Origin of the sequence: Subtercola lobariae, from assembly GCF_014640255.1 — a bacterium.
Lineage (GTDB): Bacteria > Actinomycetota > Actinomycetes > Actinomycetales > Microbacteriaceae > Subtercola > Subtercola lobariae.
This window is the reverse complement of the sequence record NZ_BMGP01000004.1, coordinates 279,717-304,958: the sequence shown is the minus strand read 5'-3', so window position 1 is coordinate 304,958 and position 25,242 is coordinate 279,717. Positions and strand designations below refer to the sequence as shown.

At 64.2% G+C, this 25,242-nt stretch carries 22 protein-coding genes; 14 read left to right on the top strand and 8 right to left on the bottom strand.

Annotated features, from left to right (window positions below):
* Positions 1 to 14: 14 nt before the first annotated feature.
* The 3 genes from IEX24_RS12425 (at position 15) to IEX24_RS12415 (ending at position 2,715) form a co-directional block, all read left to right on the top strand.
* Positions 15 to 1,454 (top strand): MFS transporter, encoded by a 1,440-nt coding sequence (locus tag IEX24_RS12425; protein ID WP_203585997.1) that lies wholly within the window; start codon positions 15 to 17, stop codon positions 1,452 to 1,454.
* Entirely contained in the window at positions 1,451 to 2,176 is a 726-nt protein-coding gene (locus IEX24_RS12420) for a flavin reductase family protein (RefSeq protein WP_188678724.1), read from the top strand. The genes IEX24_RS12425 and IEX24_RS12420 overlap by 4 nt, the downstream gene beginning before the upstream one ends.
* A 173-nt stretch (positions 2,177 to 2,349) precedes the next feature.
* Positions 2,350 to 2,715, top strand: coding sequence for a DoxX family protein (locus tag IEX24_RS12415; protein WP_188678722.1), 366 nt, complete (start codon positions 2,350 to 2,352; stop codon positions 2,713 to 2,715).
* Positions 2,716 to 2,724: 9 nt separating this feature from the next.
* Here the strand turns inward: IEX24_RS12415 and IEX24_RS12410 are convergent, their stop codons facing one another.
* Both IEX24_RS12410 and IEX24_RS12405 read right to left on the bottom strand, forming a co-directional pair.
* Positions 2,725 to 3,543, bottom strand: a complete 819-nt coding sequence (locus tag IEX24_RS12410) for an alpha/beta hydrolase (RefSeq protein ID WP_188678720.1) — start codon at positions 3,541 to 3,543, stop codon at positions 2,725 to 2,727.
* 45 nt (positions 3,544 to 3,588) lie between these two features.
* The gene (locus IEX24_RS12405) at positions 3,589 to 5,058 is read right to left on the bottom strand and encodes an MFS transporter (RefSeq protein WP_188678718.1); all 1,470 of its coding nucleotides are present in this window, start codon (positions 5,056 to 5,058) and stop codon (positions 3,589 to 3,591) included.
* Positions 5,059 to 5,118: 60 nt separating this feature from the next.
* Between IEX24_RS12405 and IEX24_RS12400 the strand changes: the two genes are divergently transcribed.
* The 3 genes from IEX24_RS12400 to IEX24_RS12390 are packed head-to-tail and all read left to right on the top strand — an operon-like array spanning position 5,119 to position 7,552.
* Positions 5,119 to 5,820, top strand: coding sequence for a GntR family transcriptional regulator (locus IEX24_RS12400; RefSeq protein ID WP_188678716.1), 702 nt, complete (start codon positions 5,119 to 5,121; stop codon positions 5,818 to 5,820).
* Positions 5,817 to 7,244, top strand: coding sequence for an acyclic terpene utilization AtuA family protein (locus IEX24_RS12395; protein WP_188678714.1), 1,428 nt, complete (start codon positions 5,817 to 5,819; stop codon positions 7,242 to 7,244). The genes IEX24_RS12400 and IEX24_RS12395 overlap by 4 nt, the downstream gene beginning before the upstream one ends.
* Positions 7,241 to 7,552: a DUF4387 family protein gene (locus tag IEX24_RS12390; protein ID WP_188678712.1), complete on the top strand. Its 312-nt coding sequence runs from the start codon at positions 7,241 to 7,243 to the stop codon at positions 7,550 to 7,552. The genes IEX24_RS12395 and IEX24_RS12390 overlap by 4 nt, the downstream gene beginning before the upstream one ends.
* 97 nt (positions 7,553 to 7,649) lie before the next feature.
* Here the strand turns inward: IEX24_RS12390 and IEX24_RS12385 are convergent, their stop codons facing one another.
* Positions 7,650 to 9,083 (bottom strand): amidohydrolase family protein, encoded by a 1,434-nt coding sequence (locus IEX24_RS12385; RefSeq protein ID WP_188678710.1) that lies wholly within the window; start codon positions 9,081 to 9,083, stop codon positions 7,650 to 7,652.
* A gap of 155 nt (positions 9,084 to 9,238) precedes the next feature.
* Between IEX24_RS12385 and IEX24_RS12380 the strand changes: the two genes are divergently transcribed.
* Positions 9,239 to 9,907, top strand: coding sequence for a FadR/GntR family transcriptional regulator (locus tag IEX24_RS12380; protein WP_188678703.1), 669 nt, complete (start codon positions 9,239 to 9,241; stop codon positions 9,905 to 9,907).
* 71 nt (positions 9,908 to 9,978) lie between these two features.
* A complete protein-coding gene (locus IEX24_RS12375) occupies positions 9,979 to 10,788 on the top strand; it encodes a Pr6Pr family membrane protein (RefSeq protein ID WP_188678701.1) in 810 nt (269 codons plus the stop codon).
* Between the two features lie 72 nt (positions 10,789 to 10,860).
* Here IEX24_RS12375 and IEX24_RS12370 read toward each other — a convergent pair whose 3' ends face one another.
* Positions 10,861 to 12,675 carry a DEAD/DEAH box helicase gene (locus tag IEX24_RS12370; RefSeq protein WP_188678699.1) on the bottom strand — a complete coding sequence of 605 codons (1,815 nt, stop codon included), beginning with the start codon at positions 12,673 to 12,675 and terminating at the stop codon, positions 10,861 to 10,863.
* Between the two features lie 206 nt (positions 12,676 to 12,881).
* Between IEX24_RS12370 and IEX24_RS12365 the strand changes: the two genes are divergently transcribed.
* The gene (locus tag IEX24_RS12365; protein ID WP_188678697.1) at positions 12,882 to 15,236 is read left to right on the top strand and encodes an arylsulfatase; all 2,355 of its coding nucleotides are present in this window, start codon (positions 12,882 to 12,884) and stop codon (positions 15,234 to 15,236) included.
* Positions 15,237 to 15,280: 44 nt separating this feature from the next.
* Here IEX24_RS12365 and IEX24_RS12360 read toward each other — a convergent pair whose 3' ends face one another.
* Positions 15,281 to 16,672 (bottom strand): DUF1254 domain-containing protein, encoded by a 1,392-nt coding sequence (locus tag IEX24_RS12360; protein ID WP_188678695.1) that lies wholly within the window; start codon positions 16,670 to 16,672, stop codon positions 15,281 to 15,283.
* A 254-nt stretch (positions 16,673 to 16,926) separates the two neighbouring features.
* Here IEX24_RS12360 and IEX24_RS12355 point away from each other — a divergent pair, with 254 nt between their 5' ends.
* Both IEX24_RS12355 and IEX24_RS12350 read left to right on the top strand, forming a co-directional pair.
* Positions 16,927 to 17,295, top strand: a complete 369-nt coding sequence (locus IEX24_RS12355; protein ID WP_188678693.1) for a winged helix-turn-helix transcriptional regulator — start codon at positions 16,927 to 16,929, stop codon at positions 17,293 to 17,295.
* Positions 17,296 to 17,311: 16 nt separating this feature from the next.
* Positions 17,312 to 18,346, top strand: coding sequence for an LLM class flavin-dependent oxidoreductase (locus IEX24_RS12350; RefSeq protein ID WP_188678692.1), 1,035 nt, complete (start codon positions 17,312 to 17,314; stop codon positions 18,344 to 18,346).
* Positions 18,347 to 18,493: 147 nt separating this feature from the next.
* Here IEX24_RS12350 and IEX24_RS12345 read toward each other — a convergent pair whose 3' ends face one another.
* The 3 genes from IEX24_RS12345 to IEX24_RS12335 form a co-directional block, all read right to left on the bottom strand.
* Positions 18,494 to 19,627 carry an FAD-dependent monooxygenase gene (locus IEX24_RS12345; RefSeq protein WP_188678690.1) on the bottom strand — a complete coding sequence of 378 codons (1,134 nt, stop codon included), beginning with the start codon at positions 19,625 to 19,627 and terminating at the stop codon, positions 18,494 to 18,496.
* 113 nt (positions 19,628 to 19,740) lie between these two features.
* Entirely contained in the window at positions 19,741 to 20,880 is a 1,140-nt protein-coding gene (locus IEX24_RS12340; RefSeq protein WP_188678687.1) for an alpha/beta hydrolase family protein, read from the bottom strand.
* Positions 20,881 to 20,996: 116 nt separating this feature from the next.
* Complete coding sequence (locus IEX24_RS12335; protein ID WP_188678685.1) at positions 20,997 to 21,902, bottom strand: LysR family transcriptional regulator; 906 nt, start codon at positions 21,900 to 21,902, stop codon at positions 20,997 to 20,999.
* Between the two features lie 186 nt (positions 21,903 to 22,088).
* On the opposite strand from IEX24_RS12335, the gene IEX24_RS12330 reads away from it, so the two are divergent.
* The 3 genes from IEX24_RS12330 to IEX24_RS12320 all read left to right on the top strand — a co-directional run bounded on the left by IEX24_RS12330 (position 22,089) and on the right by IEX24_RS12320 (position 25,182).
* Entirely contained in the window at positions 22,089 to 23,279 is a 1,191-nt protein-coding gene (locus IEX24_RS12330; RefSeq protein WP_188678684.1) for an FAD-dependent monooxygenase, read from the top strand.
* Between the two features lies 1 nt (position 23,280).
* The gene (locus IEX24_RS12325) at positions 23,281 to 24,339 is read left to right on the top strand and encodes a VOC family protein (protein WP_188678683.1); all 1,059 of its coding nucleotides are present in this window, start codon (positions 23,281 to 23,283) and stop codon (positions 24,337 to 24,339) included.
* 72 nt (positions 24,340 to 24,411) lie between these two features.
* On the top strand, positions 24,412 to 25,182 hold the full coding sequence (locus tag IEX24_RS12320; RefSeq protein ID WP_188678682.1) for a cyclase family protein: 771 nt from the start codon (positions 24,412 to 24,414) through the stop codon (positions 25,180 to 25,182).
* Positions 25,183 to 25,242 lie beyond the last annotated feature (60 nt).

Here is a 25,242-nt window from a genome sequence, read left to right as displayed (position 1 = left end):
ACGGGAATTCAACGGTGTCTTCTCCAACAATCACTGCACCAGCTGGCTCGGCCGGCCTGACCGCCGCCGCGTCGAAACGCACGCGCAACGCGGTGGGTGGTGCGTTCTTCGGGTTCTTCGTCGACAACTTCGACATCTACCTGCCGCTGATCGCGCTGGCTCCGGCGATGCTGTACTTCGTACCGGCGTCGATCGACGCGGGCACGGCTGCACTCATCGCGTCGTGGGTGTTCGTGGCCACGCTCATCGGGCGGCCGCTCGGGTCGTTCATCTTCGGGTCGCTCGCCGACTCGATCGGGCGGCGTAAGTCGACGCTCATCGCGGTCGCCGGTTTCGGTATCGCCACCCTGATCATGGCGTGCCTGCCGGGCTATCAAACCGTGGGCATCGGCGGCGTCATTGCGCTGATCGCCCTGCGTTTCATCGCCGGGGTGCTGCTCGGCGGTGAGTATTCGGGCGCGAACGTGCTCGCCATGGAAGAGAGCCCGCGCGAGAAACGCGGTCTCTTCGGTGGCATCGTGCAGATGGGTGCCGGCTTCGCTGCCGCCATCGTGAGCCTTTTGACGTTCGTTCTGCTGGCGATCATCCCGGGCGGCGCGGTCAGCTCGCCCTATGTGCAGTGGGGCTGGCGCATTCCGTTCTTCGTCGGGGCGGCCTTGGCGTTCGTGTTTTTGATCTACTACAGCCGCAACGTGTCAGAGTCGACCGTCTGGAAGAAGTCTGACCCGGCCGAGAAATCGAAGCTGTCACTCTTCACCCTCTTTCGCGGTCGCGCGCTCGTCGGCTTCATTCAGGTGTTCGTGTGGATGACCGGGCTCTGGTTCTTGCTCAACACGGTTACGGCGCTGATTCCTCAGGTACTCACGAAAACCGTCAAGCTGACCAGCTCAGAGTCGACTCTCGTCTTCATGGTGACGTGGCTCGTGCTCACCGGCATGTACGTGGTGGGCGGAGTGATCAGCCAGCGAATCGGCCGGCGCACCTACCTCATAGCGACGGGCATCCTGGCCCTGGTCATCGGTATTCCGGCGTACTGGATGCTCATCAACGTGTCACAACCGAATGTGTGGGTCGCGATGCTGCCCGCCGTCATCGCGGCGATCTTCATCGTGTCGCCCTGGGCCGTGGTTACCTCATACCTCTCGGAGCGGTTTGCCACCGAGAACCGCGCCGTGGGGTACGGTCTCGGCTACAGCCTGGCGGTGATCATCCCCTCGTTCTATGCGACCTACCAGATCTGGCTGTCGGGCATCGTGCCGATGCAGTACACGGTGCTCGTGCTGGTGGGCATCGGCGGTGTGCTGGCGATCGTCGGCGCGGCCCTCGGCCCCGAAACGAAAAACGTCGAGTTTCACCCGGCCGTGGAGGATCGGGCCCAGCAATCTGGTGCCGAGCATCCTGGCACCGAGCATCCTGCCGTCGCGCAGCCGGGCGCCCGGGGCGCTACACGATGAGCCCCGCGCTCGTGAGCGCCACGACGAAAATCGAGGTGCCCGAAAAGCACTGGGACGCGATGTTCGCACCGAGCTCCTGTCTCACCATGATCACCAGTGTGAACGAGAGCGGTGAGGTGAATGCGGCGACGTACGGAACGTGCACCCGTGTCGCGCATAACCCCGTTCACCTGCTGTTCGCTGTCACCGCCGACCCGCCGAGCGACACCTACATGAACGTGCTCGAAACCGGCCAATTCGTGGTCAACGCGGTGGCCTTCGACGACGAGTTGCTTGCGCGGTGCCTGGTCGTCGGTCTGCCGTTCGAACCGGGCGTGAACGAGTTGCAGCGCGCCGGTCTCACTGAGCTGCCCTCGCTGACGGTGGCTCCACCACGCATTGCGGAGTGCCATTCGCACTTCGAATGCGAGGTCGCCTGGGTTCAGACCTTCGAGCACCGAGCCATAATCTGCGGCAAGGTGGTGGCGGTGACGATCGATGAAGACTGCTACGACCCGCGCGGTGTGGTGTATTTCGACAAGCTCAAACCAGCGCACTACGCGGGGGCGCCCTACGGCAGTACGTTCGTGGCCGCCTACGAGCCGCACTACATCGAGCGGCGCTACGACGGCCCCGCGGACTGGCGCGACGGAACGCCCACGCAGCAAGGAGCGCTGCCCGACATCATCGGCAACACCACCCTGAGCGTCGAGTTCGGTGGCCCCGAGGGCGTGGGCCACTAAGCCGTCTCGCCGCCCAGCGAGAGAAGCCGCTTCAGACGAGAGAAGCCGATCGGCCGCCTTCTCTCGTCTGCGGCGCGTTCTCTCGACTGCGAGCAGGGGCTTGGCGGGGAGGGTGTGGCGGCCGTGGATGCAGGTGCCGCGATACGCTGAGCAGGCCGAACGAATGGATGCACATGCAGATCGCCTACTGGATCGTCGCCGCCCTGCTTGCCATCGTCTACCTCTACTCGGGTGCGGTGAAGATCGTGCGCAGCCCCGAGAAGCTGCAGCCGATGATGGGCTGGGTGGCGAGCACACCGCTGGCCGCCGTGCGGGCCATCGGGGTGGTGGAGGTGCTCGGCGTGCTCGGGCTGATTCTGCCACCGCTCACCGGAGTCGCCACCTGGCTGGCTCTAGCTGCGGCGATCGGGCTGGTGCTGGTGCAGATCGGCGGCATCACGGTGCACCTCGCCCGGGGTGAGGCCCGCGTCATCGGGTTCAATGTGGCGCTGCTCGTGCTCGCCGGCGTCGAGGTGTGGCTGGCGACCGTCTGGCTCTGACCTGCCGCGCTAGGGCAGCAAACCCGCCACGAACTGCTGCATAACGGGCAAGGTGGGGTTTCCGTGGTGACCCGACTCGGGAACGAGCGTGAAGGTCACGTCGATACGGTTGGCCTCGAGATTCTCGCGGAGTGTCTCGAGCCGCTCGACGCGTGAGTCGCCGAAGCCTTCTTGTGACGGATCGTTCTGCGCTTCGAGGTCGGCGGTGCCGAGGTCTGCGTCGCCCGCAGTCAGCAGCACCGAGACACCGCTGAGTTCGCGCGGGGCGAGGGCGATGCCGAATCGAGTGGTGAGGTCGGCGACGCCGCGCGGCCAAACCCAGGCGTCATCGATCACGGTGATTCGCCCCGGGGCACTCACCGCGACCCCCGTCAGTCGTGACGGATGCAGCAGCAGGAACCGCAGCGCGAATTGCGCCCCGCCCGAGTGCCCGGCGAGAATGAACCGCCTCGTGTCGGCGTTCCACCGCTCGGCGACCTCGTCGAGCATGCTCAGCAGAATGAGGTCGAACCGCGTGCCGTGGTATTCGATCGCCTTGTAGCTGTCGAGATCATCCACATGGTCGATAGCGGCCGGAAAAAGGGGTGTGAAGACGATGACCTGGTGCTCTTCGGCAAAGTCTGCCCAAGTGTCGCGTTCGGTTTGGGCGTCGCGGTTTGTGCTGTGCACCACCACTACGATCGGCAGGTCGGCCTGCCAGGTGTAACTGCTCGGCACATAGAGTCCGTACGAAAAGCGCTGATCGAGCTTGCAAGCGAACCAAATGGTGCGACCCGTGAGCAGGGCGCGGCCTGGATGCTCGGCGGGCAGATGTTCGAGGGTGATCACGAGTGACCTTTCAGATGTTCGGGCGCACGGCCCGAGTGGTTCGGGCTAGATGGTGTCGAGGCTTTTCGCGTTGGTGCGCGGGCCCAGTATGCCGATCAGCACTACGAGAACCACGATCAGCGCAGCGCAGAGCGAGTACAGCCAGCCCGCGCCGAGCGCGTGCAGAATCGGCAGGGTCGCGAAGGGCAGCAGTGCACCAATGACCCGCGAGAGAGCATACGGCCTGCCGACCGACCGTGCCCTGATGGCAGTCGGAAAGAGCTCGGCTTGGTAGATGTGTGTCACGTTCGACTGCACCACGCTCGCCATTCCGGTGAGAAAACCGGCGGCGACGATGAGCACGGGCGTGGTGGCGAACCCGAAGGTGATGCCGAACACGGCAACGGCGAGGGATGACGCGATGAGCAGTGTTCGCCGCTGAAACCGCTCGACGATCGGCACGCAGAGCAACGAACCGAGGGGGTAGCCGAGCGCGCTCAGGGCGGTGAACGCGAGCGAATGAACAATGCTGAAGCCCTTGTCGATGAGCACGAGCGGGGCGATCGAGGCGAACCCGTAGAACGCGATGGGCCCGAGCGTGTTCAGCACGATGAGCAGCGCGCGGCGCCGGGCGAGTTGGTGTGCGCTCGGCGGCTGGTAGGCCGCAATGGCGGCGAGTGGATGCTCGGCGGCGGCAGAAGCGGGCTCGGTGGCGACGGGAGGTTGCCGAGGTTTGCGGGCACGGCTGCGGTTGCCCCGCGTCGCGGGCTCCGCGCCGTAGCGCTCGAGCCCTGCGATCACCGCCCGCGCCTCGTCGTGGCGCCCGTGGGCGATCAGCCAGCGTGGTGACTCCGGCAGCTTTCGGCGCAGCAACCACACCACAAGGGCGCCAATTGCCGTCGCCGCCAGAATGAAGCGCCAGCCGGCGATTCCGCCCACGTCGGCTGGCACGAAAACGGTCACCGCACCCGTGATGGGAACCGCGAGAAGGCCGAGGGTGTAGCTCCAGGCCACGAGACGCCCGCGGCTTCGAGCGGGCATCATCTCGCCGAGGTAGCTGTCGACGAGGGTGAGTTCAGCTCCGAGCCCGATACCCAGCAGAACGCGAAGCACAATGAGGGCATCCACATTCGGAGCGAATGCCGAGACGACCGACAACACGGCGTACAGCAGCAGGTTGACCTGGAACATGCGGCTGCGGCCGAACCGATCGGCCAGGGGCGAGAGCACGGTCGAGCCGATGGCCTCACCGATGAAGGTGGCTGCGATGAGCGCGGCCTGCTCGAACGAGTTCATCGCCCAGTGCTCGCCGATCAGCGGAACGAGCAGCGAACTGAGCGCAACTTCGACGAAATTGAAGAACGAACCGGCCCCGATGAGCAGAATGAGGCGCCGATGCCACTGACTCACTGGCGCTGTGTCGAGTGAGTGCACGACGCTCGCGGCAGATGCCGCGTCTGCCGCTGCCGCTGCCGTTGCCGTTGCAGAACCTCTGTGGTGCGCCGTCGGAGTTTCGCGCGCTTCGTTGCCCGTCATGGTTCGAAGTACATCAGTTCTACTTGCAATTTGCAATAGCAAATGGCGTAAGCTGTCGGTATGAGCAACCTCAGCGCAATCGATGTAGATGCCGCGGCTCCCCTCTTACGGGCCCAGCCCTTGGCCTTTCAGGCCTACGAAGCGCTGCGAGATCGCATCGCGACCGGCCAGCTCGTGCCCGGTCAGCGCCTCACCGAGCGCAGCCTCGCGCTGATGCTCGGCGTGAGCCCCACTCCCGTTCGCGAAGCCTTGCGGCGGCTCGAGCAAGAGGGCCTCATCGAGCGAACCGGGCCTCGCTCGCTGGCCGTCGTCGACCACTCGGCCGAGTCTCTCGAAGAGTTGCAATACGCCGAAGTCGTGTTGCGGGCCGCCATCGCACGGGTCGCAGCCGCCAAAATCACTCCAGCGAACGTCGAGGAGCTGGCCGAACGCATCACCGAAATCGAGTCGCTCGCGCTCAACGGAACCCCTGAGGCGCTGCTCGACGCTGCCCGAGGCTTCGACGAAGCAATCGCGACCATCGCCGACAACCCCGCCATGGCCAGCCTCTGCGCCAGCGTCGAAATCGTCGGTCGTGGGCGCCGACTTCGAGCCGTCACCGTGATGCGTGAGAAACGGCAAGACGTGGGCCTTCGCCATCTGCAAGCGCATCGCGATCTGCTCGCCGCGCTCGCCGCCCATGACGGCGACGCCGCGGAGTCCATCGTTCGCGCGCACCTCTTGTCGTCACGCGACCTACTGCTGTCAGACCTCGACGCATGAACGCCGACGTTCGTGCTGAGACTGACCTTCGCGCTGTGTTCGGCGACGAGCATCCAGCAACGGTTCGTGTTCTTGTGCCGGTCGGGATGCTCGGCGGCGGCTTTCCCGAAGAAACCGTCGCCCGCGCTTCAGAACTCGGGGCTCACGTCATCGCGGTCGACGGCGGTTCGACCGACTCGGGGCCGCACTACCTCGGTACTGCCATCGCCAAGACTTCGCGCACGGCGGTCGCCCGCGACCTGCGTCTGATTCTGCGGGCCGGGCGGGCGGCCGGTATTCCGGTGATTGTCGGCTCGTGCGGCACCTCCGGAACCGACGCGGGCGTCGACTGGGTCTTCGGCATCGCCAGCGAGATCGCTGAGGCAGAAGGGCTTGAGCTCACCGTTTCGCGTATTTACAGCGAGCAGAGCATCCACATCGTCACGAAATTTCTCGAAGCCGGCGCAGTGAACGCGCTGCCCCCGGCCGAGCCGCTCACGGCTGAGATCGTGGCGGGCTGCAGCCACATCGTTGGGGTACTCGGCCACGAGCCCATCGTCGATGCCCTTGCGAGCGGCGCCAACCTCGTGCTGACCGGCCGGGCAACCGACACCGCACTCATCGCCGCGATTCCGCTCGCCCTCGGCATGCCGGCCGGCCCGGTGTGGCACGGTTCGAAGATCAGCGAGTGCGGCGGTCTCTGCACCACTAACCCACTGAGCGGGGGAGTGCTGGTGAGCTTCGATGCGAGCGGATTCACGGTCGAACCGCTGGCGTCAGACGCTGTGTGTACGCCGCGCTCGGTGGCCGCGCACATGATGTACGAGAACGCCGACCCGTTTCGCATGCGCGAACCGGCCGGAACGCTCGACACGAGCGCGGCGACCTACCGGCAACTCGATGAGCGCAGTGTGCGTGTCGAAGGGTCTCGGTTCGAGCGTGCGGAGCAGTACACGATCAAGCTCGAGGGCGCCGCGCCGGCCGGTTTCCAGACGATGATTCTGGTGGGATTGCGTGACCCCCAGGTGCTTGCGCGGCTCGATGAGTGGTGCGGCGGCGTTCTGGCGTATCTGCGGCAGAACATCCACCGGCAATTCGGCCTCGAACCCAAAGATTTCGACCTGCAGCTTCGGCGGTACGGCCACGACGGAGTGCTCGCCAAGGGTGAGCCGCAGCGTTCAGACCCGCCGCGCGAGGTCGGTCTGGTCTTCATTGCGACGGCTGCCGATCAGCAGACCGCGACTCAGCTGGCGAAGTTCGCGAACCCAGTTCTGCTGCACGCGCCGCTGCCGGGCGAGACCGCACTGCCGAGCTACGCGTTCTTCGGTTCGCCGGCCGAAACTGAGCGAGGGCAGCTGCACGAATTCGTGCTCAATCATTCGGTCAACGTGCATTCGCCCGCTCAACTTTTTCGCACCGTGCGCACTGAGCTGGTGCCGGCATGACCTCGACGCTGGGCGAGGTGGCCGAGCTGGTGCGGTCGAAGAACGCCGGGCCGTTCTGGCTCACGATCGATGTGTTTCTGGCGAACGTCGATGATTACGCACGCGTTGTGGGGTCGCCGCTGACTGATGCGGCGTTCATCGCTGACACGTACCAGGTCGCGGCCGACTCCGTGCGAATCTTCACGCTGCCGCATCTGAACGCCGTGAAGGTGAGCGTGCCGCGGCCGAGCGTGCAGGGGTCGCTCTACGACACCGATCTGCACGCGGGGCAGCAGTACGTGGCGCTACTCGGCACGATCATCGACTGAACGGGCATCCTGAACTCGCAGGCTCAGAACGTGCGGGTCTGGGCCGCGAGGCCGATCGGGCCGGGCCCGAGCGGTGCCCAACCCCACCCCCCCCGGCTCAGCTCGCGACGCGTGCCGCCGCAATGCGCTCTTTGACCGCCTCGAGTTCGGCCGCGTCGCGGTACTTGCCCGCGCGCACGGTCGCCACGATGTCGTGAAGCGCGCTCACGCTCTCGAGCGGGTTGCTGGCGAGAATCACCAGGTCGGCGTCTTTGCCTTCGTCGACGGCGCCGAGACGATCGCTGAGCCCGAGAAAGTCGGCCGCGTTCGAGGTGGCCGCCCGCAGAATGGTGAGCGGAGCGAGCCCGGCTGTCGCCATCTCGTCGAACTCCTGGTGAATCGCATGACCGGGAATCAGCCAGCCCGCCGCGCCGCCCGAATCGGTGCCGACGAGCAGCGGCACGCCTTCGTCTTCGAAAATTTTCGTCAGCCGCAGTTGCAGTGCGTAGTTTCGGCGGTAAGTGCCGTGGGCGTCGTCGCTCTGCTGAGCGAACCGCTCGTTCGCGATCTTCCACTTGGCAAGCGTGGCCGCGTCGATGTAACGCAGGTCGGGGTCGTCGGTGTGCACCGGGTCGTCGGCAAGCTGCTGCGTTCGCACTCTGATCAGCGTGGGGCACTGCCACGTTTCGTTCTTCGTGAATTCGGCGGCGACCGCGCGAGCCTTCTGCTCGTCGAACGTTTCGTCTGCGCGCTCGAGCAGTTCGACGTCGAGCGGTTTGTTCATGTTCACGGGGTTGATGACGACTTGTTCGAGCATCGCCGCCATCGCGCGCTGCGCGTCGGGCGTGTTCGGCGGCGGCGTCGGCATGGTGCGTGCGCCGACCGCCGCATCGGCCAGGATGCTCGCCTCATCGTCGGCGGTGGCGGCGGTGATTCCGACCCCCGGGCCGAGGTGTTCGATGCAGCGCATTCCGCGTCGTGACACCTCACGAACGTCGATTCCGTTCGGCAGGTGCCCGGCGACCGGAATGTTCAGCTTCGCAGCGGCGTCGAGCACGCCCAAGAACACCTGGGGAGAAACAGAGACGACCTTGATGAAGTCGGCGCCCGCCTCCTTCTGCGCCGTGACCGTCGCCACAGCTGCCTCGAGCGTTGCCGAGTTCGGCGGCAGCAACACATCGCCCGGTAGGGCGAGCAGCGCCGGCCCGTCTGCGGGTAGAGAATCGGCGAGCTGCTGGCGATGCGGCAACGCACTCGTGACTCCGCTCATCTGACGAAACCCGGTGATGCCGAACGCACCCATCAGCTCGAGGCCCAGAGTGTCGACTTCTTGGCCGATGGGATGCGCGTGCGAGTCGACGTAGCCCGGAACCACGAAGCTGCCGCTACCGTCGACCACCTGGGCGCCCTCCGGCAGCGCTGCACCCGTCGATTCGACGCCCGTGATCTGGCCGCCCTCGATGACAACATCGACCCCAGAACGAAGAGTCGCCTCTCGCACATCGACAACGGTGGTGTTCTGAAGAATGAGGGATGCTGCGGGGTTCGACATATCACGTCCAAAAATGTTCGTCAGCTGCGGTCAACAGCCTGTGCATCGTTGCGGTCACAAAACTAGCCGATGCGGGCGGGAATCGACAGAGTAGGTACGCTCTTAACGAGCAAGAAACTACCGCTTCATACGCCCACGTTGAATCAGGAGATGTGATGCCGGCAAATCGTGCTGAAGAGGCGGCAGCAGCCCTCCAGAAACTCGCGGCGGCAGCCGAAGACGGCGAACGTCTGGGCAGCAAAGACGAGTTGCGCGAACTCGCGGCCGTCTCGGTCGGAACGTTCAACGAGGCGCTCAAGGTCGCCGAGGCGCGAGGTGTCGTAACACTTCGCCGTGGCCCCGGCGGCGGAATCTTTGCGGCCCCGACCTCGTCGTTCGTTCGCATGGGCAACCTCATGCTCGGCCTCGAAGGCGATGCAAGTACCGTCGCCGACGCGCTGCGCATGCGCAATGCACTCGACCCGCTGATCATCGGCGATGCGCTCGAACACTCATCATCGGCCGACATCGCCGACCTTCGGGCGCTCATCGACGAGCTTCACCTGGCGACGGAGCGAAACGACACCGCCGCATTCGGACACGGGCTCTGGCGGTTTCAGGTGCGCATCGCCCAGATCTCGCCGAACGCTCTGCTGCGCACGATCTTCATCAGCCTGCTCGAGATTCTCGACGAACACTCTGTGCCGCGGGGCACCATTTCGTTCAGCGACGCCGAATTTCGCACACAGTTCGCCATGTACGTGAGAATGACCGACGCATTCGCCGCTCGTGACCGCCAGGCCGCCTTCGGTGTGATGCGCGACTTTCTGGCCACGCAAAGCTGACCCGTCGCCGACACGTCGCGCGGGCGACCCTGTAGCATGGTGCCGTCGCGAGCGTGGGGGAGTGTCGAGCAATGGAGCCATCGTCTGAGGCAGCATCGGTGACGCAGGGAGTTTCGGCAGGGGCGGCCGACGCTACGGTGGGTCAGGCGGCAAGCCGTGCATCCGGCACCAGTGCATCCGGCACCAGCGCCGCTCGTGCCGCGCGCATCTGGTTCGGGGCCATCGCCGTGGTCGTGGCGGTGTCGCTCATCATTCAGCTCACCCTCATTTTCATCGGCGGCCAAGACGTCAATTCGACGACCGCGGTGGGAGCTCAGACGCTTGGCACCCGCCTCGTTCGGCTGTTCAGCTACTTCACCATTCAGAGCAACCTCTTCGTGCTCGGCACGTCGATTGTGCTCGCTCTAAACATTCAAAAGGACGGGCCCGTCTGGCGGGTTCTGCGCATTGACGCGATGCTCGGAATCATCATCACGGGGCTGGTGTACGAGACGATTCTGGCTCCGCTCGTGCATCCGGTGGGCTGGGCACTGGCTGCGACCATCGGTTTTCACTACATTTCACCGTGGGCCACGCTGATCGGCTGGCTGATCTTCGGCCCGCGCCCACGCATGGGCTGGCGGTTTGCGCTCGCGGCCTTCATCTGGCCGGTGCTCTGGATCGTTTACACCTTCGTGCACGGCGCCGTCACCGGCTGGTACCCCTACCCGTTTCTCGACGTCACGACCATCGGGTTCGCCGATTCGGTGCGCAACTGCGCGGTCGTGCTGCTGATCGGCGTGATCATTACAATCGCCCTCACCCTGCTCGACAAACGCCTCCCCGCTCTCGTGCACCCCGCCCCCGACGCCCCCGCCCTCGCCCACCGCCCGCGCGCCTGAATCGAGAGGTCAAAATCTCTCCCAAAAGACAGGTCTTAGGAGAAATTTCGACCTCTCGATTCAGGCGTAGCGTCACTTGTGGCGCGGTTTGCGCGCCGGTCGGTCGGGTGCGATCTCGATCAGCTTGCCGCTGATGCGGGTGTTTCGCAGGCGGTCGAGCACGTCACCCGACAGGTTCGCGGGCAGTTCCACCAGCGAGAAGTCGGGGCGAATCTCGATGTGGCCGAAGTCTTCGCGGCTGAGACCGCCCTCGTTCGCGAGGGCTCCGACGATCTGGCGCGGCTCCACCTTCTGTCGCTTACCCACCTCGATGCGATAGGCGGCAAGGGGCTGGGATGTTCGGGGGCGCCGTTCGGCGCGGTCTGAGCGGGCATCCGAGCCGCCTCGGGCGTCGCGATCGCCGCGCTCGGGCCTACCGCCTCGGTCGCCTCGGGAGTCGCGGTCATCGCGGCGCCCTCGATCATCTCGCGCGCCGCGGTCGCCGCGGTCGCCTCGGTCGGCGCGGTCGAACCGCGCGGCCCTGGTGTCGTCGGCCGTCAGCAAGAGCGGGGTGTCGCCCTGCGCCACCACGGCCAGAGCCGCCGCGACGTCAGCCTCGAGCACGTCGTGGTGCTCGACGTAGTGGCCCACGATGTCGCGAAAGGCCGCAATGCGGTCGTGCTGTTCGAGGGCCGAGGTGATTGCTTCGTCGAAGCGGGCCAGGCGGGTAACGTTCACGTCTTCGGCCGTGGGCAGCTTCATCTCGGTGAGCGGCTGGCGCGTCGCCTTCTCGATGGCGCCGAGCAGTCGGCGTTCGCGCGGGGTGACGAAGCTGATGGCGGCGCCGCTTCGGCCCGCGCGCCCGGTGCGGCCGATGCGGTGCACATACGACTCGGTGTCGATGGGAATGTCGTAGTTCACCACGTGGCTGATGCGGTCGACGTCGAGTCCGCGGGCGGCGACATCGGTCGCCACCAGAATGTCGAGCTTGCCCGACTTCAGCTGGTTGACCGTTCGCTCGCGCTGCGCCTGGGCGACGTCGCCCGAGATGGCCGCCGCCGAGTATCCGCGAGCCCGAAGCTTTTCGGCCAGCACCTCGGTTTCGCTCTTAGTGCGCACGAAGACGATCATGCCCTCGAAGTTCTCGACTTCGAGAATGCGGGTGAGAGCATCCACTTTCTGCGGGTACGACACCATCAGGTAGCGCTGGGTGGTGTTCGCCGAGGTAGTGGTCTTGTTCTTGACCGTGATCTCTTCGGCGTCGTTGAGGTACTGCTTCGCAATGCGACGGATGGCGGCAGGCATCGTGGCCGAGAAGAGGGCCACCTGCTTGTCATCGGGGGTGTCGGCCAGAATCGTTTCGACGTCTTCGGCGAAACCCATCTTGAGCATCTCGTCGGCCTCGTCGAGCACGAGATACTTCAGTTCAGAGAGGTCGAGGGTGCCTTTCGCGAGGTGATCCATGATGCGGCCGGGCGTGCCGACAACGACATGAACTCCGCGGCGAAGGGCCGAGAGCTGAACGCCGTAAGCCTGGCCGCCGTACACGGGCAGCACGTGGACGCCGCGCAAGTGTGAGGCGTACTGCTCGAACGCCTCGCACACCTGCAGGGCGAGCTCGCGGGTGGGGGAGAGCACGAGCGCTTGCGGCTTCTTCTGTGAAACGTCGAGGCGCGAGAGAATCGGCAGGGCGAACGCGGCGGTCTTGCCGGTTCCGGTTTGGGCAAGGCCCACCACGTCGCGCCCCGCGAGAAGCGGAGGAATCGTGGCGGCCTGAATAGCAGAGGGGGTCTCGTAGCCGACATCACGCACGGCCTTCAGGACCGCGTCGCTCAGCCCGAGGTCGGTAAAGCTGGTTTCAGCGTCGGCAGAAACTGCCTCGACCTGGGTATTCGTGTCGGTGGTCATAGTCAAACGGTAGTCGGTAACACGACACCGTGCTCGAAACCTGCGCCGGCTCGAGCGGTGGATCGATGGCACCGCGGCTGGTGCCCGTCTGTCAGCGACCCACGAACCGACTCGCAAGGGTCTGCTGCGCATTACAGTGAAACCATCAACTGCGACGAACGCGGAACGCGGGGCCCAGTGACGGATAGCGGAAAGAGCGTGATTTCATGACGGAAAACTTGGCTACCACTCTGCCCGAGCCGATCCCGCCGTTCAGCGGCCGCATCGGCGAGCGGGCTGCAGATTCCAGCCCGGCGTTCACTCCGCAAGCCGCACCTCCCGCGGGTGCTCCGAATGTCGTGTTGATCTTGCTCGACGACGTGGGTTTCGGGGCGTCGTCTTCATTCGGCGGACCGATCAACACTCCGACCGTCGATCGGGTCGCCGGGCAGGGCACGAAATTCAATACGTTCCACACGACCGCCATGTGCTCGCCTACCCGAGCGGCTCTGCTGTCTGGGCGTAATCATCACTCGGTGCACACCGGTCAGATCATGGAGATGGCCACCGGCTACCCCGGTTACGACTCGCTGTTCGGCAAAGACACGGCAGGCATCGGAGAGATCCTTCGGCAGCACGGCTGGAACACCGCCTGGTTCGGCAAGAACCACAACGTGCCCGACTGGGAAACCAGCCAGGCCGGCCCGTTCGACCGGTGGCCCAGCGGGTTGGGGTTTGAGAAGTTCTACGGCTTCATCGGCGGCGACATGAACCAGTGGCGGCCTAACGTATTCGATGGCACACAGCCCATCGAACCTTCCGTCGGCAACCCGCACTACAACCTCGACTACGACCTCGCCGACCAGGCCGTGTCGTACATACGGATGCAGAAATCCGTCGCCCCCGACAAACCTTTCTTCGTCTACTACGCACCCGGTGCAACGCATGCCCCGCACCATCCGCGAGCAGAGTGGGTGAAGAAGTACGCCGGCGCGTTCGACATGGGCTGGGACGTGCTGCGCGAACAGACCCTCGCCCGGCAAAAAGCCCTCGGTATCGTGCCGCAAGACACCGAACTCACCGTAAGATCCGAAGGCATTCCGGCCTGGGATTCCCTGACTGAGCATCAGAAGACGTTGTACGTGCGGATGATGGAAATCTACGCCGGGTACTTGGAACAAACCGACTTCAACGTCGGCCGGGTGCTCGACGCAATCGACCAGGTCGGCCAAACCGACAACACTCTCGTGATTTACATCATCGGCGACAACGGAGCCAGCGCTGAAGGCCAAGTCGAGGGTGCCATCAATCTCGAGTCGGCCATGAATGGTGTCGTGCTCACCGCTGAACAGATGCTGCCGCACATCGATGACCTCGGCACCTGGAAAACCTACAACCACTACCCGGTCGGGTGGGCGCACGCGATGGACACCCCCTTTCAGTGGACCAAGCAGATCGCCTCGCACTACGGCGGCACCCGCAACGGCATGGTCATCTCCTGGCCCGACAAACTCGCCGGGCATGGGCAACTGCGCCAGCAATGGCACCACGTCATTGACGTCACCCCCACGATTCTCGACCTGCTCGGCATCGCCGAACCCGACGAGGTGAACGGTGTACCGCAACGCCCAATGGAGGGCGTGTCGATGGCATACACCTTCGACAACGCAGACGCCGAGTCTGTCAGACGCACCCAGTACTTCGAGCTCTTCGGCAACCGTGCGATCTACCACGACGGCTGGATTGCGGGTACCACCCCGGCAGGCCCGCCATGGTCATCCATAATTCCCAAACTCGACGTCATCGACGGGTACACCTGGGAGCTCTATCACGTCGCCGTCGACTTCAGCGAAGCGAAAAATCTCGCCGCCGAACAACCCGAGAAACTTGCCGAACTGAAAGCCCTGTTCTACGAAGAGGCGCGTAAATACAACGTTCTGCCCCTCGACAATGACCGAGTATTGCGCCTGAACCCGAAGCAACGCCCGAGCTTGTCTGGTGACCGCACCTCATTCACGTTCTACGGATCAAGCAAACGCATTCCCGAAGGCGTCGCCCCAGACATGAAAAACAAGTCCTGGCGGCTCACCGCTGACATCAGCATCGACACCGGCGACGCCTCCGGCATGATCGCAACCCTCGGCGGCCTGTTCAACGGTTGGGCACTGTACCTGCAAGACGGCAAACCGATCTTCCACTACAACTTCGGTAACGTCGAGCACACCCATCTCGTCGGCAGCACGCCGCTGGCCGCAGGCACTCACACGATCGCCTTCGACTTCGTTTACGACGGTGGAGGGCTTGGGAAAGGCGGAAACGCGACCCTCACCGCGAACGGCGAGCAGGTCGCGACCGGCCGCATCGAGCACACCGTCGGTAACCGGTTCACCATGAGCGTCGAAACCTTCGACATAGGCCAAGACACCGGCACACCCGTGAACCTCGACTACGACGTACCGTTCATCTTCCCCGGCAGCATCAACACCGTCACCATCGACCTGCACCCTCAAGACGACACAACCGCTGCCGCTCACGCTGCTTCGCACGTACAAAACGGCTACGAAGAAGCCATGCGCGACTGACTCGCATTCCCTCGAAGCACAGAGCCCCATCGCGTTCGACGCGATCAGGGCTGGGGGGTGATGTCTCCGGGGGTCCAGTGGCGGTCAAAGAATTCTTGTGTGGGTCCGTAGAGTCGGAGGGCCGCTAGGTAACCGCGCCCAGCGACGGTTTGAATCCAGTTCGGCTCGCCCTCGGGCGGCGTGGGGCCGAAGTGCAAGTCAGCCGATCCATCCGAATTCAATTTCAGGGCGGAGTTGGATGCAATCGACGGCAGGGCGGCGCCAGTGTCAATGAGGCAGCGTGTTTCTGCGTCGTAAAGCACAAGGCTCCAATAGTTCGCTACCGGCACGTCAGCCGGAATGTGGAGCGTGTAGGTCGTCTGCCCGAGAAGCCGGTCACCGTTGGCGTCGAAGAAGCAGCCCGCGTATTGAGAGCCCTTACCTGGCATCGCCAGGAACATTGCGTTCGAAGTCGAGAAGGCGGAGTAGAAGAAGGTGAGCATTCCGTCGAAGTCTTGGTACGTCGCCGCGTTGAACTCCGGGTCTGAGGTGACGTGAGGGCCGGGCACCATGTTAGATGTCCATCGACGCTCAGGCCACACCCGAATGTCATCGCTCGGGCCGAAAGACACCGCAGCACCGATTTTGTCACCCACCCTGGCTGCCGTATCGAGCAGTTCCCGGCGGTTAGCATCGGGGGTGAATGGGATGCCCTGGATGATGCCGAGGGAGGCCGCGAAGCCGCGCATGGTGAACGCTTCCCGTTCGGCGGGCTCGTAGTCGATGATGTCGGCGAGGCGGTCGAAGTAGCTCGCGTCGGTAGCTGGCAGCGCAGGCAGAGGTGTTCCGGCACCGTTGACGAGGTTCATCGTTGCCTGTTCGCTGGAATGCAGGGGGTAGATCTGAGTCTGATCGATCTGAGCAAGCCCCGCGTCGGGGCTGTCGGCGGTGAAGAAGCCGCGGAGAAAAACGAACACGCGGTACGTTTTGCTGTGACAGACGAAATACCCTTCAGGGAGCGGCTCGGTGTAGCCCGGCGGCACTATGAGAAACTTGCCGCCCTGACCGTGATCGGGGCCGGCCGCGCCGATGTCGGTGATGGGCCTCTGCCAGGCGTCGTCGATGAGTCCTTGCAGTTGCGGTGCGGCGTCGACCACGGTCGGCCCGTCGGTTTTCAGATCGAGCCAGACGAACGCGTAACTAACGTCAGGGTTTGACGTGACCGCGAGCGTCTCGGGGCCAATTCGTCGCCAACGGACGATCGTGTTCGACCCGCCGCCGAAAGCAGTTTCGCAGGCAACCCGCATCGACTCCAATGCGACCGCAGGTAACGCCCAGTCATACAGTTGCACTGCGCGTTGAAACAGTGCTTCCTCACGCAAAAGCTCCGTCGCTTCGGGGGTCGGGTAGCCACCCTCGAAGGGTGCGTTGACAAGATCGGCCCAACGCTTATGCATGGTTTCCTACTTTCTACGGAGCTAGAGCGGGGTGACGGAAAGTCGGGGGGAGCACGACCGAGGCAACGATCGTGTGGATGGCGATCGCGATCGCCGATTGCCTTACTGCGAGGTTATCGGAACCGATGGATACAGGTTCGATGGTGTTCTCGGCCCCGAGCTCGAGATCGGGCTCGGGGCCGGTGGCGCGCTGACCGATCCTCGTGAGGTATGGTATTCATATCGCGTATGAATTGCATACTGAGGAGCTGACCGTGGTCGATCGAGGGGCGTGCCCGTCGTTTCATGCCGCCGTCGAGTTGATCGGTCGCCGCTGGAATGGCGTGATCATCGACCGGCTGCTGGCGCATCCACTTCGATTTTCTGAACTGCGAACCGCGATACCCGACGTGACGCCGGCCATGCTCTCGCAGCGGCTGAAAGAGCTCGAGGTTGCGCAGGTGGTTCGCCGCGACGTGAGCAGCGAGCGGCCGATCGAAGTGAGTTACGCGCTGACCGAAACCGGCCAGCAGCTCTCTGAGGTTCTCGACGCCGTTGCGGTGTGGAGCTTGGAGTGGTCTGGCGAAAACGTACGTGGCACCGCCCCATCGGGCGAACCTGCCACGGCACAAGAGAAGGCTTAAGAGAAAAGGGCAACCGATGGAACTCGGTATCTATTCATTCGGTGAGCTGATCGCCAACCCCAACGGCGGATCGGCCGAGACGCTGCACGAGCGATTCGGCCAGATCGTCGAACTGGCGAAGCTCGCCGACCAAGGCGGCCTCGACGTGATCACGCTCGGCGAGCATCACCGCTCAGACTTCAGTATGTCGGCGCCCGAGATCGTGCTGGCGACCATCGCCGGCGTCACCAAGCACCTCAGGCTGGCGAGCGGCGTCACCGTGCTGTCGAGCCAAGACCCGGTTCGTGTCTTCGAGCAGTTCGCCACGCTCGACCACGTGTCAGACGGCCGCGCCGAGATCATCGCCGGGCGAGGGGCGTTCACCGAGTCGTTTCCATTGTTCGGCTACGACCTCGCCGACTACGACGCATTGTTCGACGAGAAGCTGAAGCTGCTGCTGCAGATTCGCGACGAGAAAGTCGTGACGTGGCGCGGGCAATTCCGTTCGCCGCTGAACGGCGTCGAGATCTCGCCGCGGCCCTTGCAAGACCCGCTGCCCATTTGGGTGGGCATCGGCGGCACGCCCGCCTCGGCCGTTCGGGCCGGATCGCTCGGACTGCCGATGACCATGGGGTTCTTTGCGGGCCCCGAGCAGTTCGTCTCTCGAGTCGAGCTGTATTACCGAGCCGCCGAGCAGGCCGGCCACGACCGATCGAAGCTGCGCCTGGCAACAGGGGGTCACCTTTACGTGGGCAAGACATCGCAGAAGGCTCGCGACGACTTCTACCCCTATTACTCGCGATACTTTCAGGCCGGCGGTATGGCCTTCGCCGCCGACGGATTTCCGCGTCAGGCCTACGACTCATGGATTGCAAAAGGTCTACCTGTCGGTAGCCCTCAGCAGGTCATCGACGCCATCATGCACCGCGTCGAACTGCTCGACGTCGACCGTTTCACCGCGCAGATCGACGTGGGCAACCTGCCGTGGCAGATGACGCTCGGCTCGCTCGATCTCTACATGACCGAGGTCGCCCCGGTGGTCAAGCGCGAGGCGGCCCTGCTCGGGCTGTAGTCGCCGGGAGTTCGGGCGGAGCTGACGCGACATGGCCGCAATACGTGGCGATGTGCCCGCAGCTCCGACCTAACTCCCGCGCTCGCGGGTGGATGCTCGGCGAGCCGACCCCAGAGCGGCTCGCCGAGCATCCACTGCAACAGCTGGTTAGTACGGCTGTGCCAGCACCTGAAACGCCTTCATCATCACGCCCATGTTCTCTGCCACAGGCGCCCGGTCTTGCTCGAGGCGCGACAGCTCGAGGCTCGTCTCGACCACCGTTCGCACGCGGTCGCTTCTGCGCTCGGTGAACGACGCGAATGCCTCAGCGAGCGAACCCGCGGTGGCGATGCTCTGGCCCAAGACCACCGCGTCTTCGATGGCCATGGCGCCACCCTGACCCATGTGTGCGGTCGTAGCGTGAGCGGCGTCGCCGATCAGAATCGTGCGACCGCGATACCACGGCGAAGGGATGAGCAACGACTCGAACGGGCGGCCGATGATCACAGAGTCGGGGGTGAGCCGTTCGCGCAATTCCTCCACGGCGGGTGCCGTGTAGGAGTCGAACAGGTTCTTGAGCACCTCGTACGCTTCTGCCTGGCTCCAGCGAACGGACTCCGCCGAATCAAGCACGACGGCCACATAGACCGTCTCCTGGTGAGGCAGATAGTAGAAGCCGAATCGGCCGAGCGGGCTGTGGTACCAGCCTTCATTCGCGATAGCGGGCCCATCGGCCATCCAGCGCATGCTCATTTGGCCGGCATACGCGGGCGTCGGTGCATCGGCGAAAAGTTCGGTGCGGGTCTGTGAACCGATGCCGTCGGCACCAACGATGAGGTCGTAATCGCCCTCTGTTCCGTCGCTGAATGTCACGTGCGCGGCTTCACTGCCGTCGTCGATGGATGTCGCGGTCAGACCTGTCCGCACGACCGCCCCACTCGCTTCGGCCGCCTCGGCGAGAATCTCGAGAAAGGTCGGCCGGTACACGCCGATCGGAATGCGCGCTCCCGGCCACGCGAACGGGGGAAGGATGCCCGGATCGAGCACGTTTCCGGCTGAATCCATCTGCGCTACGACCGAATCTCCTGGCGCGAACGGCCGACCGGTCTCATACGACTGGTCGTAGACGCCCAGCTCAGTAAGCGCCTCCCCGACGCGCCCGCTGAGACCGAGCGACGAGCCGAGTCGGTCGCTTGATTTCTCGATGACGTCGCAGTGCACCCCGGATTTCGAGAGCGCGACTGCCGCAGACAGGCCGGCGATGCCTCCACCGATGATGAGGGCGTTCGAAACAACGGGCATTGCAGTTCTCCTTGAGATGGGTGACGGATGATCGGTGTCGGGTGATTCGTGTCGAGTGGTTGGTGCGGGTGCGGGTGCGGGCTCATGCGCGCGCGGTCGGGGCGCTCAGGCGCTCAGAACGACTCGGCGACCCAGTCGGGAATGAACGACGCTGCGGGCAGAATATTGTCGCCGCCGACGTGCTCCACACCGCCTTCGCGCTCGGTGAAGATGTGCAACTCGCGCTTGGGGCTGTTGATGGCCGCATCGAACTGCTGGTGCGCATATTCGAGCGGAATCTGGCGGTCGTTCGCCCCGTGCGTCACCAGAAGCGGCACCGTGATCTGCTCGACGACGCCCTCGAGCGACACCTGCGGCGCAAACCGCATGAACTCCTCGAAGGTCGGCTTACCCCACACCCATTCCACATGCTCCCAGTAGTGCGGAACGGGGTTTTCGCCCTCGCGCTTGGCCCGCTTGGCCTGCAACTCACCCCAGTTGTAGTTCGCGCCCATCGCCACGCAGAGCGCGAAGCGCTTTTCGAATGCCGCGGCGCGGGGCGCGTAGTACCCGCCGAGCGACCAGCCGAGAATGCCGATGCGCTCCAGGTCGACGTCGTCGCGCGTCTCGAGGTAGTCGATGCACGCCGACCCCCAGCGTTCGCTTTCGACGATGGCCTTCTGCCCGCGCAACCGCAATGCTTCGCCGGTGCCGGGATGATCGACCATCAGTGTTGAGATACCGCGCTTCGCGAACTCGATACGCAGCGGTGAACCCCACATCATCTCTTTGGTTGAGTCGAGCCCGTTGAAGTGCACGATCACCGGGGTCTTCGGCCCGGCATTCGGGGCGCGATAGAACAGCGCCGGAAAACTTGATCCATCGAACGCGATCTCGACTCGCTCCACCGGCTGCTCGCCGTACTTCATGAAGAGGGCGAAGGCGTCGAGCATCTTCTGGTACACGGCTACTCGTGGCTCATACCCCACCCGCTGCATCCGCTCGCCCGTGATGTAGTACGTGGCGGCGCGCTCGTACTTCGTCGCCGCGCTGAGGGTTCTGCCATTGGCGAGGTCTTCGGCCGCGAGTTCAGAGATGCGGTCACCCAAGCCCTCGAATGCGGCGAGGTAGGCCTCGGTTCCGGCGTCTCCGCTGGTGGCCAGCGGGATGATCGGGCGACACGCATCAACGAGTTCGTTCAATTGGGCCCCCGAGTTGAGGGCGATGTTGATGGAGAGGTTCCAGACGTAGTTGCCGGGGAACAGTTCGAACATACGAGACACCTTCTGGCGGGCACCACGACGGCGCCACTGCCTCCCCCAGCATGACCCGACGAGGGGTTACCGCTCAATGAGCAACCACCGATGCGAGCTATCGACGAGATCGATACTCAGATGTCGCGGGCGAGCTCCGCGAGCTGGCCGCGCAGCCACCGGTGACCGGCATCGGCGGTCTGCCTCGGCGCCCACACCATGCCTTCGCCGATGGTGGCGAGTTCGAACGGCGGCTGCAGAATGCGAAAGTGCCCGTCAGACATGAGCTCGCGGGCGAAACGCTCATGCACGATGGCTACCAGGCGGGTTCCCGGCAGCAGAAAGGGCGCCATGACGAACGACTGCGCCACCATCTCGATGTTGCGCACGACTCCGAGCTCGTCGAGCCGTGTTTCGATGATCGAGGTCATCAATCCCTGGTTGAGTTGCAGGTAGGGCAACTCAGAGAACTGTTCACGGTCGAGCTCTGCACCCACCACCGGGTTGTCTTTATCGACGACGCAGACGAACCGGTCGGTGAAGAGTTCTTCGAAGGGTAAGTCGAGGTGGCTCGGCATCAGCTCTCGCGGCATGATCAGCAGATCGGTCTGATTTCTGCGTACCGAGTCGACCGGAACCGTTTCGAGCGGCCGCACGTGAATCTGCACGTTGGGGGCGAGGGCGGGCAGCCGTTCGAGCAGCGGTCTCAGCAGAACCAGGGCCACGTAGTCGCTCGCCATGATCGAGAAGATGCGGTGATCGGTCAGGGGGTCGAAGGCCGTTCCCACGTTCACGATGGCTTCGATCTGGGCGAGAACCGCGCGAACGGGTTCGACCAACGACTCGGCGAACGCGGTGGCTCGAAGCACTCGCCCTTCGCGTACCAACAGCGGGTCGTTGAACAGTGACCGAAGGCGCCCCAGGGTCGAACTCATGGCGGGCTGGCCAACCATCAGTCGCTCGGCCGCGCGACTGACGTTGCGTTCGGCGAGCAGTGCGTCGAGCGCCACGAGCAGATTGAGGTCGACGCTGGCCAACTGCATGATTCGTTCCTTCGCGATCTATCGATTCGATTGATATTCGCTATCGACATTGGGTGCTTGGGCGGCATTGCCCTCGACTCTTACTGTTTACACCACGGCTCGCCTCCATCGTGATGTGCGGTGGGGCGTAGAAGGTTCGAGTCGACACAGATTCACAGCCACAGATTCGCAGACGAAGGAGTCAGCATGGCAGTTCAGAAGGTGCTCATTGTGGGCGCCGGCATCGGTGGTCTCGGTGCCGCCACGGCACTCGCCCAACGCGGGGTCGACGTCGACATCGTCGAAGTCAAACCCGATTCGCACGTGCTCGGGGTCGGCATCAACCAGCCCGGCAATTCGCTGCGCGCCCTCGACACCCTCGGCCTGCTCGAGGAGTGCGTGAGCACGGGGTTCAGTTTCGCCGGCAACGACTATCTCGACTGGAACGACAACGAGATCGTCTCCGTCGACTCCGGCCTCGGCGACGAGCGGGTTCCGGCCAATACGGCCATCACTCGCCCCGCGCTGCACGGCATTCTGAAGTCAGCGGCCGAGCGCGCCGGCGCGAGCATCCGATATGCCACGACGGTCGCAGACCTGGTCGACGACGGCGACGGGGTGGATGCCACGTTCAACGACGGCAGCACGACCCGCTACGACCTGGTGGTCGCCTTTGACGGCGTGAAATCGCCCACCAGATCGCTGGTCTTCGGGCCAGAGGTGCAGGCCGAGTTTGCAGGTTTCGGAGTCTGGCGGCTGCAGCTCGATCGCCCCGCAGAACTCAGAAGGGCCCAGGTCTTTCAGGGCATCTCGGCAAAGGCCGGCCTCATTCCGCTGTCGGAAGAGCACATGTACATGTTTCTCGTGGTGCCAGAACCCGGCAATCCGCATCACGACCCCGCCGATTTCGGCGACCTGCTGAAGACACGTCTCGAGGGTTTCGGCGGCATCATGGGTCAGATTCGCGACGCGATCGACGGCCCAGAGGGCATCGTCTACAGCCCGCTCATCGAACTGGTGCTTCCGCGGCCGTGGCACAAGGGCCGCGTCATCGTGCTGGGCGACGCCGCACACACCATGGCGCCGCACCTCACTCAGGGCGCAGGCATGGCACTCGAAGACGGCATTGTTCTGGCCGACGAGGTGCTTACCGATCGCCCCATCGAAGAAGCGCTGACCGCAGTGTCGGCACAGCGCTACGACCGCGTGAAGCTCGTCTTCGACATCTCGCACGCCATTCTCGAGGCCGAGATGCAGGTCACTGCCGAAACGCTACCCTATGCCGTTGCCGGCATGCGCGCCGAACTGCCTGGCCAGACTGCCTTTTTCGAGAGCAAGCTCAACGCTCCCTTCCGCACTCCTCAACTCCGCACCCCCCAGCCCACGATCGGAAACTGATATGACCGTCACCACCCCACTACTGGCGCAGATCGCCTATCTCGAAATCACCAGCCCCAACGTCGAGGAGTCGGTCGCTTTCTACACCGAGAAATTCGGTCTGCGGGTCGTCGACCGCCTCGACGGCAAGGCGTACCTCCGCTGCTGGGGCGACTACTACCGTTACAGCCTCGTCATTAGTGAGGGCCCGGATGCCGCACTCGCCACCATGGCTTGGCGCACCCACAGCGACAGTGCTCTCGAGGCCCTCGTCGAGAGCGTCGAGGCGACCGGAACCACGGGTACCTGGAGCGAGAGTGGCCACGCCCACGGCCGCGCTTACGAGTTCGTCGGCCCGTACGGACACTCGATGACTCTGCTCTGGGAGATCGACGGATACGAGGCCGAACCGGGCTTCGAGTCGATCTACCCCGATCGCCCCGAGCGCCGCAGCAGCCACTCGGCGGCCCCTCGTTTTCTCGACCATGTCACTGTCGCGGCATCCGATGTCTCGGGTTTCGCCGCCTGGTACGCCGACACCCTCGGCTTTCGCATCATGGCCAACACGCTGCTCGACGAGGCACCCATCAACGTGTTCTCGGTGCTCACCACCAACGAGAAATCGCACGACCTCGGCGTGGTGCTCGACACCTCGACGACCGCGGGTCGCGTTCACCACATCGCGTTCTGGGCCGACCACCCCGAAGACCTCGTGCGCGGCGCCGACGTGCTACTCGAGAACGGTACGTCGATCGAGTACGGGCCGTCGATTCACGGCATCGGCGAGCAGAACTACCTCTACTTTCGCGAGCCGTCGAGCCTGCGCGTCGAGCTCAACTCGGGCGGCTACCGCAACTACGTGCCCGACTGGAAGGCCAACAACTGGAAGCCGTCACTCGGCTCGAACAACCTCTTCCGCAACTGGGCGATGCCCGACTCGATGATGCAGTCGTTCCCCGCCGCAGATGGAGGGCTCACCGCGACCGAAGACGGCGCGCCGCCCGCGCTCGCCGAGGCGCTGCTCAACCCGTTCGCCACGGCTGCGGCACGGGGAGAATCCGTCGAATCTGCTGCGCACTGATCTGCGGCACTGATCGGCTGCACTGACCTGTTGCACTGACCTGTTGCACCCTGATTGCTAGAAACTGAGCGCATGCGATTCATCGATATCTCCATTCCCATTCAAAACGACGTTCCGGCCGACCCGCCTGTTCAGAAGCTGAACATCGAGTACTCGGCGCACGAAGAAACCGCAGCACAGATCGCCAGCATGTTTCCGGGCCTCAACCCCGAAGACCTGCCGGGCGGTCTCGGCTGGGCCGTCGAAAAGATCACACTGTCGACCCACAACGGAACGCATGTCGATGCGCCTTGGCACTATCACCCCACGATGGATGGTGGGGTGAAAGCCTCCACCATCGACGAGCTGCCGCTCGACTGGTTCTACCGGCCCGGCGTCAAGCTCGACTTCCGGCACTTCGACGACGGCTACGTCGTCTCGGCCGCCGACATCGACGAAGAACTCGAACGCATCGGGCACACCCTGCAGCCTTTCGACATCGTCGTGGTCAACACCTCGGCCGGCGCCCGTTACGGCTTCGACGACTATGTCGACAGTGGATGCGGCTTCGGCCGCGAGGCCACACTGCACCTCACCGGCCAGGGAGTGCGGGTGGTCGGCACCGACGGCTGGAGCTGGGACGCCCCGTTCAGTTTCACAGCGAAACGCTTTGCCGAGACCGGAGACGCGAGCATTATCTGGGAGGGGCACAAGGCCGGAATGGAGGCGGGCTACTGCCAGATCGAGAAACTGCACAACCTCGAGGCACTGCCGTCGACGGGGTTTCTGGTGTCGTGTTTTCCGGTCAAGATTCACGCAGCATCGGCCGGCTGGACTCGCGCCGTGGCGATCATCGACGACTGACAACTGACAGCTGACAGCTCCTGACTGCTTGCTGCTGACTGACGCGCACGCAGTGCACCA

Excerpts from the sequence above, each read along its gene's own strand:
- IEX24_RS12420 (WP_188678724.1), top strand. The coding sequence starts at position 1,451 with ATGAGCCCCGCGCTCGTGAGCGCCACGACGAAAATCGAGGTGCCCGAA.
- IEX24_RS12415 (WP_188678722.1), top strand. The coding sequence starts at position 2,350 with ATGCAGATCGCCTACTGGATCGTCGCCGCCCTGCTTGCCATCGTCTAC.
- IEX24_RS12405 (WP_188678718.1), bottom strand. The coding sequence starts at position 5,058 with ATGACGGGCAACGAAGCGCGCGAAACTCCGACGGCGCACCACAGAGGT.
- IEX24_RS12400 (WP_188678716.1), top strand. The coding sequence starts at position 5,119 with ATGAGCAACCTCAGCGCAATCGATGTAGATGCCGCGGCTCCCCTCTTA.
- IEX24_RS12395 (WP_188678714.1), top strand. The coding sequence starts at position 5,817 with ATGAACGCCGACGTTCGTGCTGAGACTGACCTTCGCGCTGTGTTCGGC.
- IEX24_RS12390 (WP_188678712.1), top strand. The coding sequence starts at position 7,241 with ATGACCTCGACGCTGGGCGAGGTGGCCGAGCTGGTGCGGTCGAAGAAC.
- IEX24_RS12385 (WP_188678710.1), bottom strand. The coding sequence starts at position 9,083 with ATGTCGAACCCCGCAGCATCCCTCATTCTTCAGAACACCACCGTTGTC.
- IEX24_RS12380 (WP_188678703.1), top strand. The coding sequence starts at position 9,239 with ATGCCGGCAAATCGTGCTGAAGAGGCGGCAGCAGCCCTCCAGAAACTC.
- IEX24_RS12375 (WP_188678701.1), top strand. The coding sequence starts at position 9,979 with ATGGAGCCATCGTCTGAGGCAGCATCGGTGACGCAGGGAGTTTCGGCA.
- IEX24_RS12370 (WP_188678699.1), bottom strand. The coding sequence starts at position 12,675 with ATGACCACCGACACGAATACCCAGGTCGAGGCAGTTTCTGCCGACGCT.
- IEX24_RS12365 (WP_188678697.1), top strand. The coding sequence starts at position 12,882 with ATGACGGAAAACTTGGCTACCACTCTGCCCGAGCCGATCCCGCCGTTC.
- IEX24_RS12360 (WP_188678695.1), bottom strand. The coding sequence starts at position 16,672 with ATGCATAAGCGTTGGGCCGATCTTGTCAACGCACCCTTCGAGGGTGGC.
- IEX24_RS12350 (WP_188678692.1), top strand. The coding sequence starts at position 17,312 with ATGGAACTCGGTATCTATTCATTCGGTGAGCTGATCGCCAACCCCAAC.
- IEX24_RS12345 (WP_188678690.1), bottom strand. The coding sequence starts at position 19,627 with ATGCCCGTTGTTTCGAACGCCCTCATCATCGGTGGAGGCATCGCCGGC.
- IEX24_RS12340 (WP_188678687.1), bottom strand. The coding sequence starts at position 20,880 with ATGTTCGAACTGTTCCCCGGCAACTACGTCTGGAACCTCTCCATCAAC.
- IEX24_RS12335 (WP_188678685.1), bottom strand. The coding sequence starts at position 21,902 with ATGCAGTTGGCCAGCGTCGACCTCAATCTGCTCGTGGCGCTCGACGCA.
- IEX24_RS12330 (WP_188678684.1), top strand. The coding sequence starts at position 22,089 with ATGGCAGTTCAGAAGGTGCTCATTGTGGGCGCCGGCATCGGTGGTCTC.
- IEX24_RS12325 (WP_188678683.1), top strand. The coding sequence starts at position 23,281 with ATGACCGTCACCACCCCACTACTGGCGCAGATCGCCTATCTCGAAATC.
- IEX24_RS12320 (WP_188678682.1), top strand. The coding sequence starts at position 24,412 with ATGCGATTCATCGATATCTCCATTCCCATTCAAAACGACGTTCCGGCC.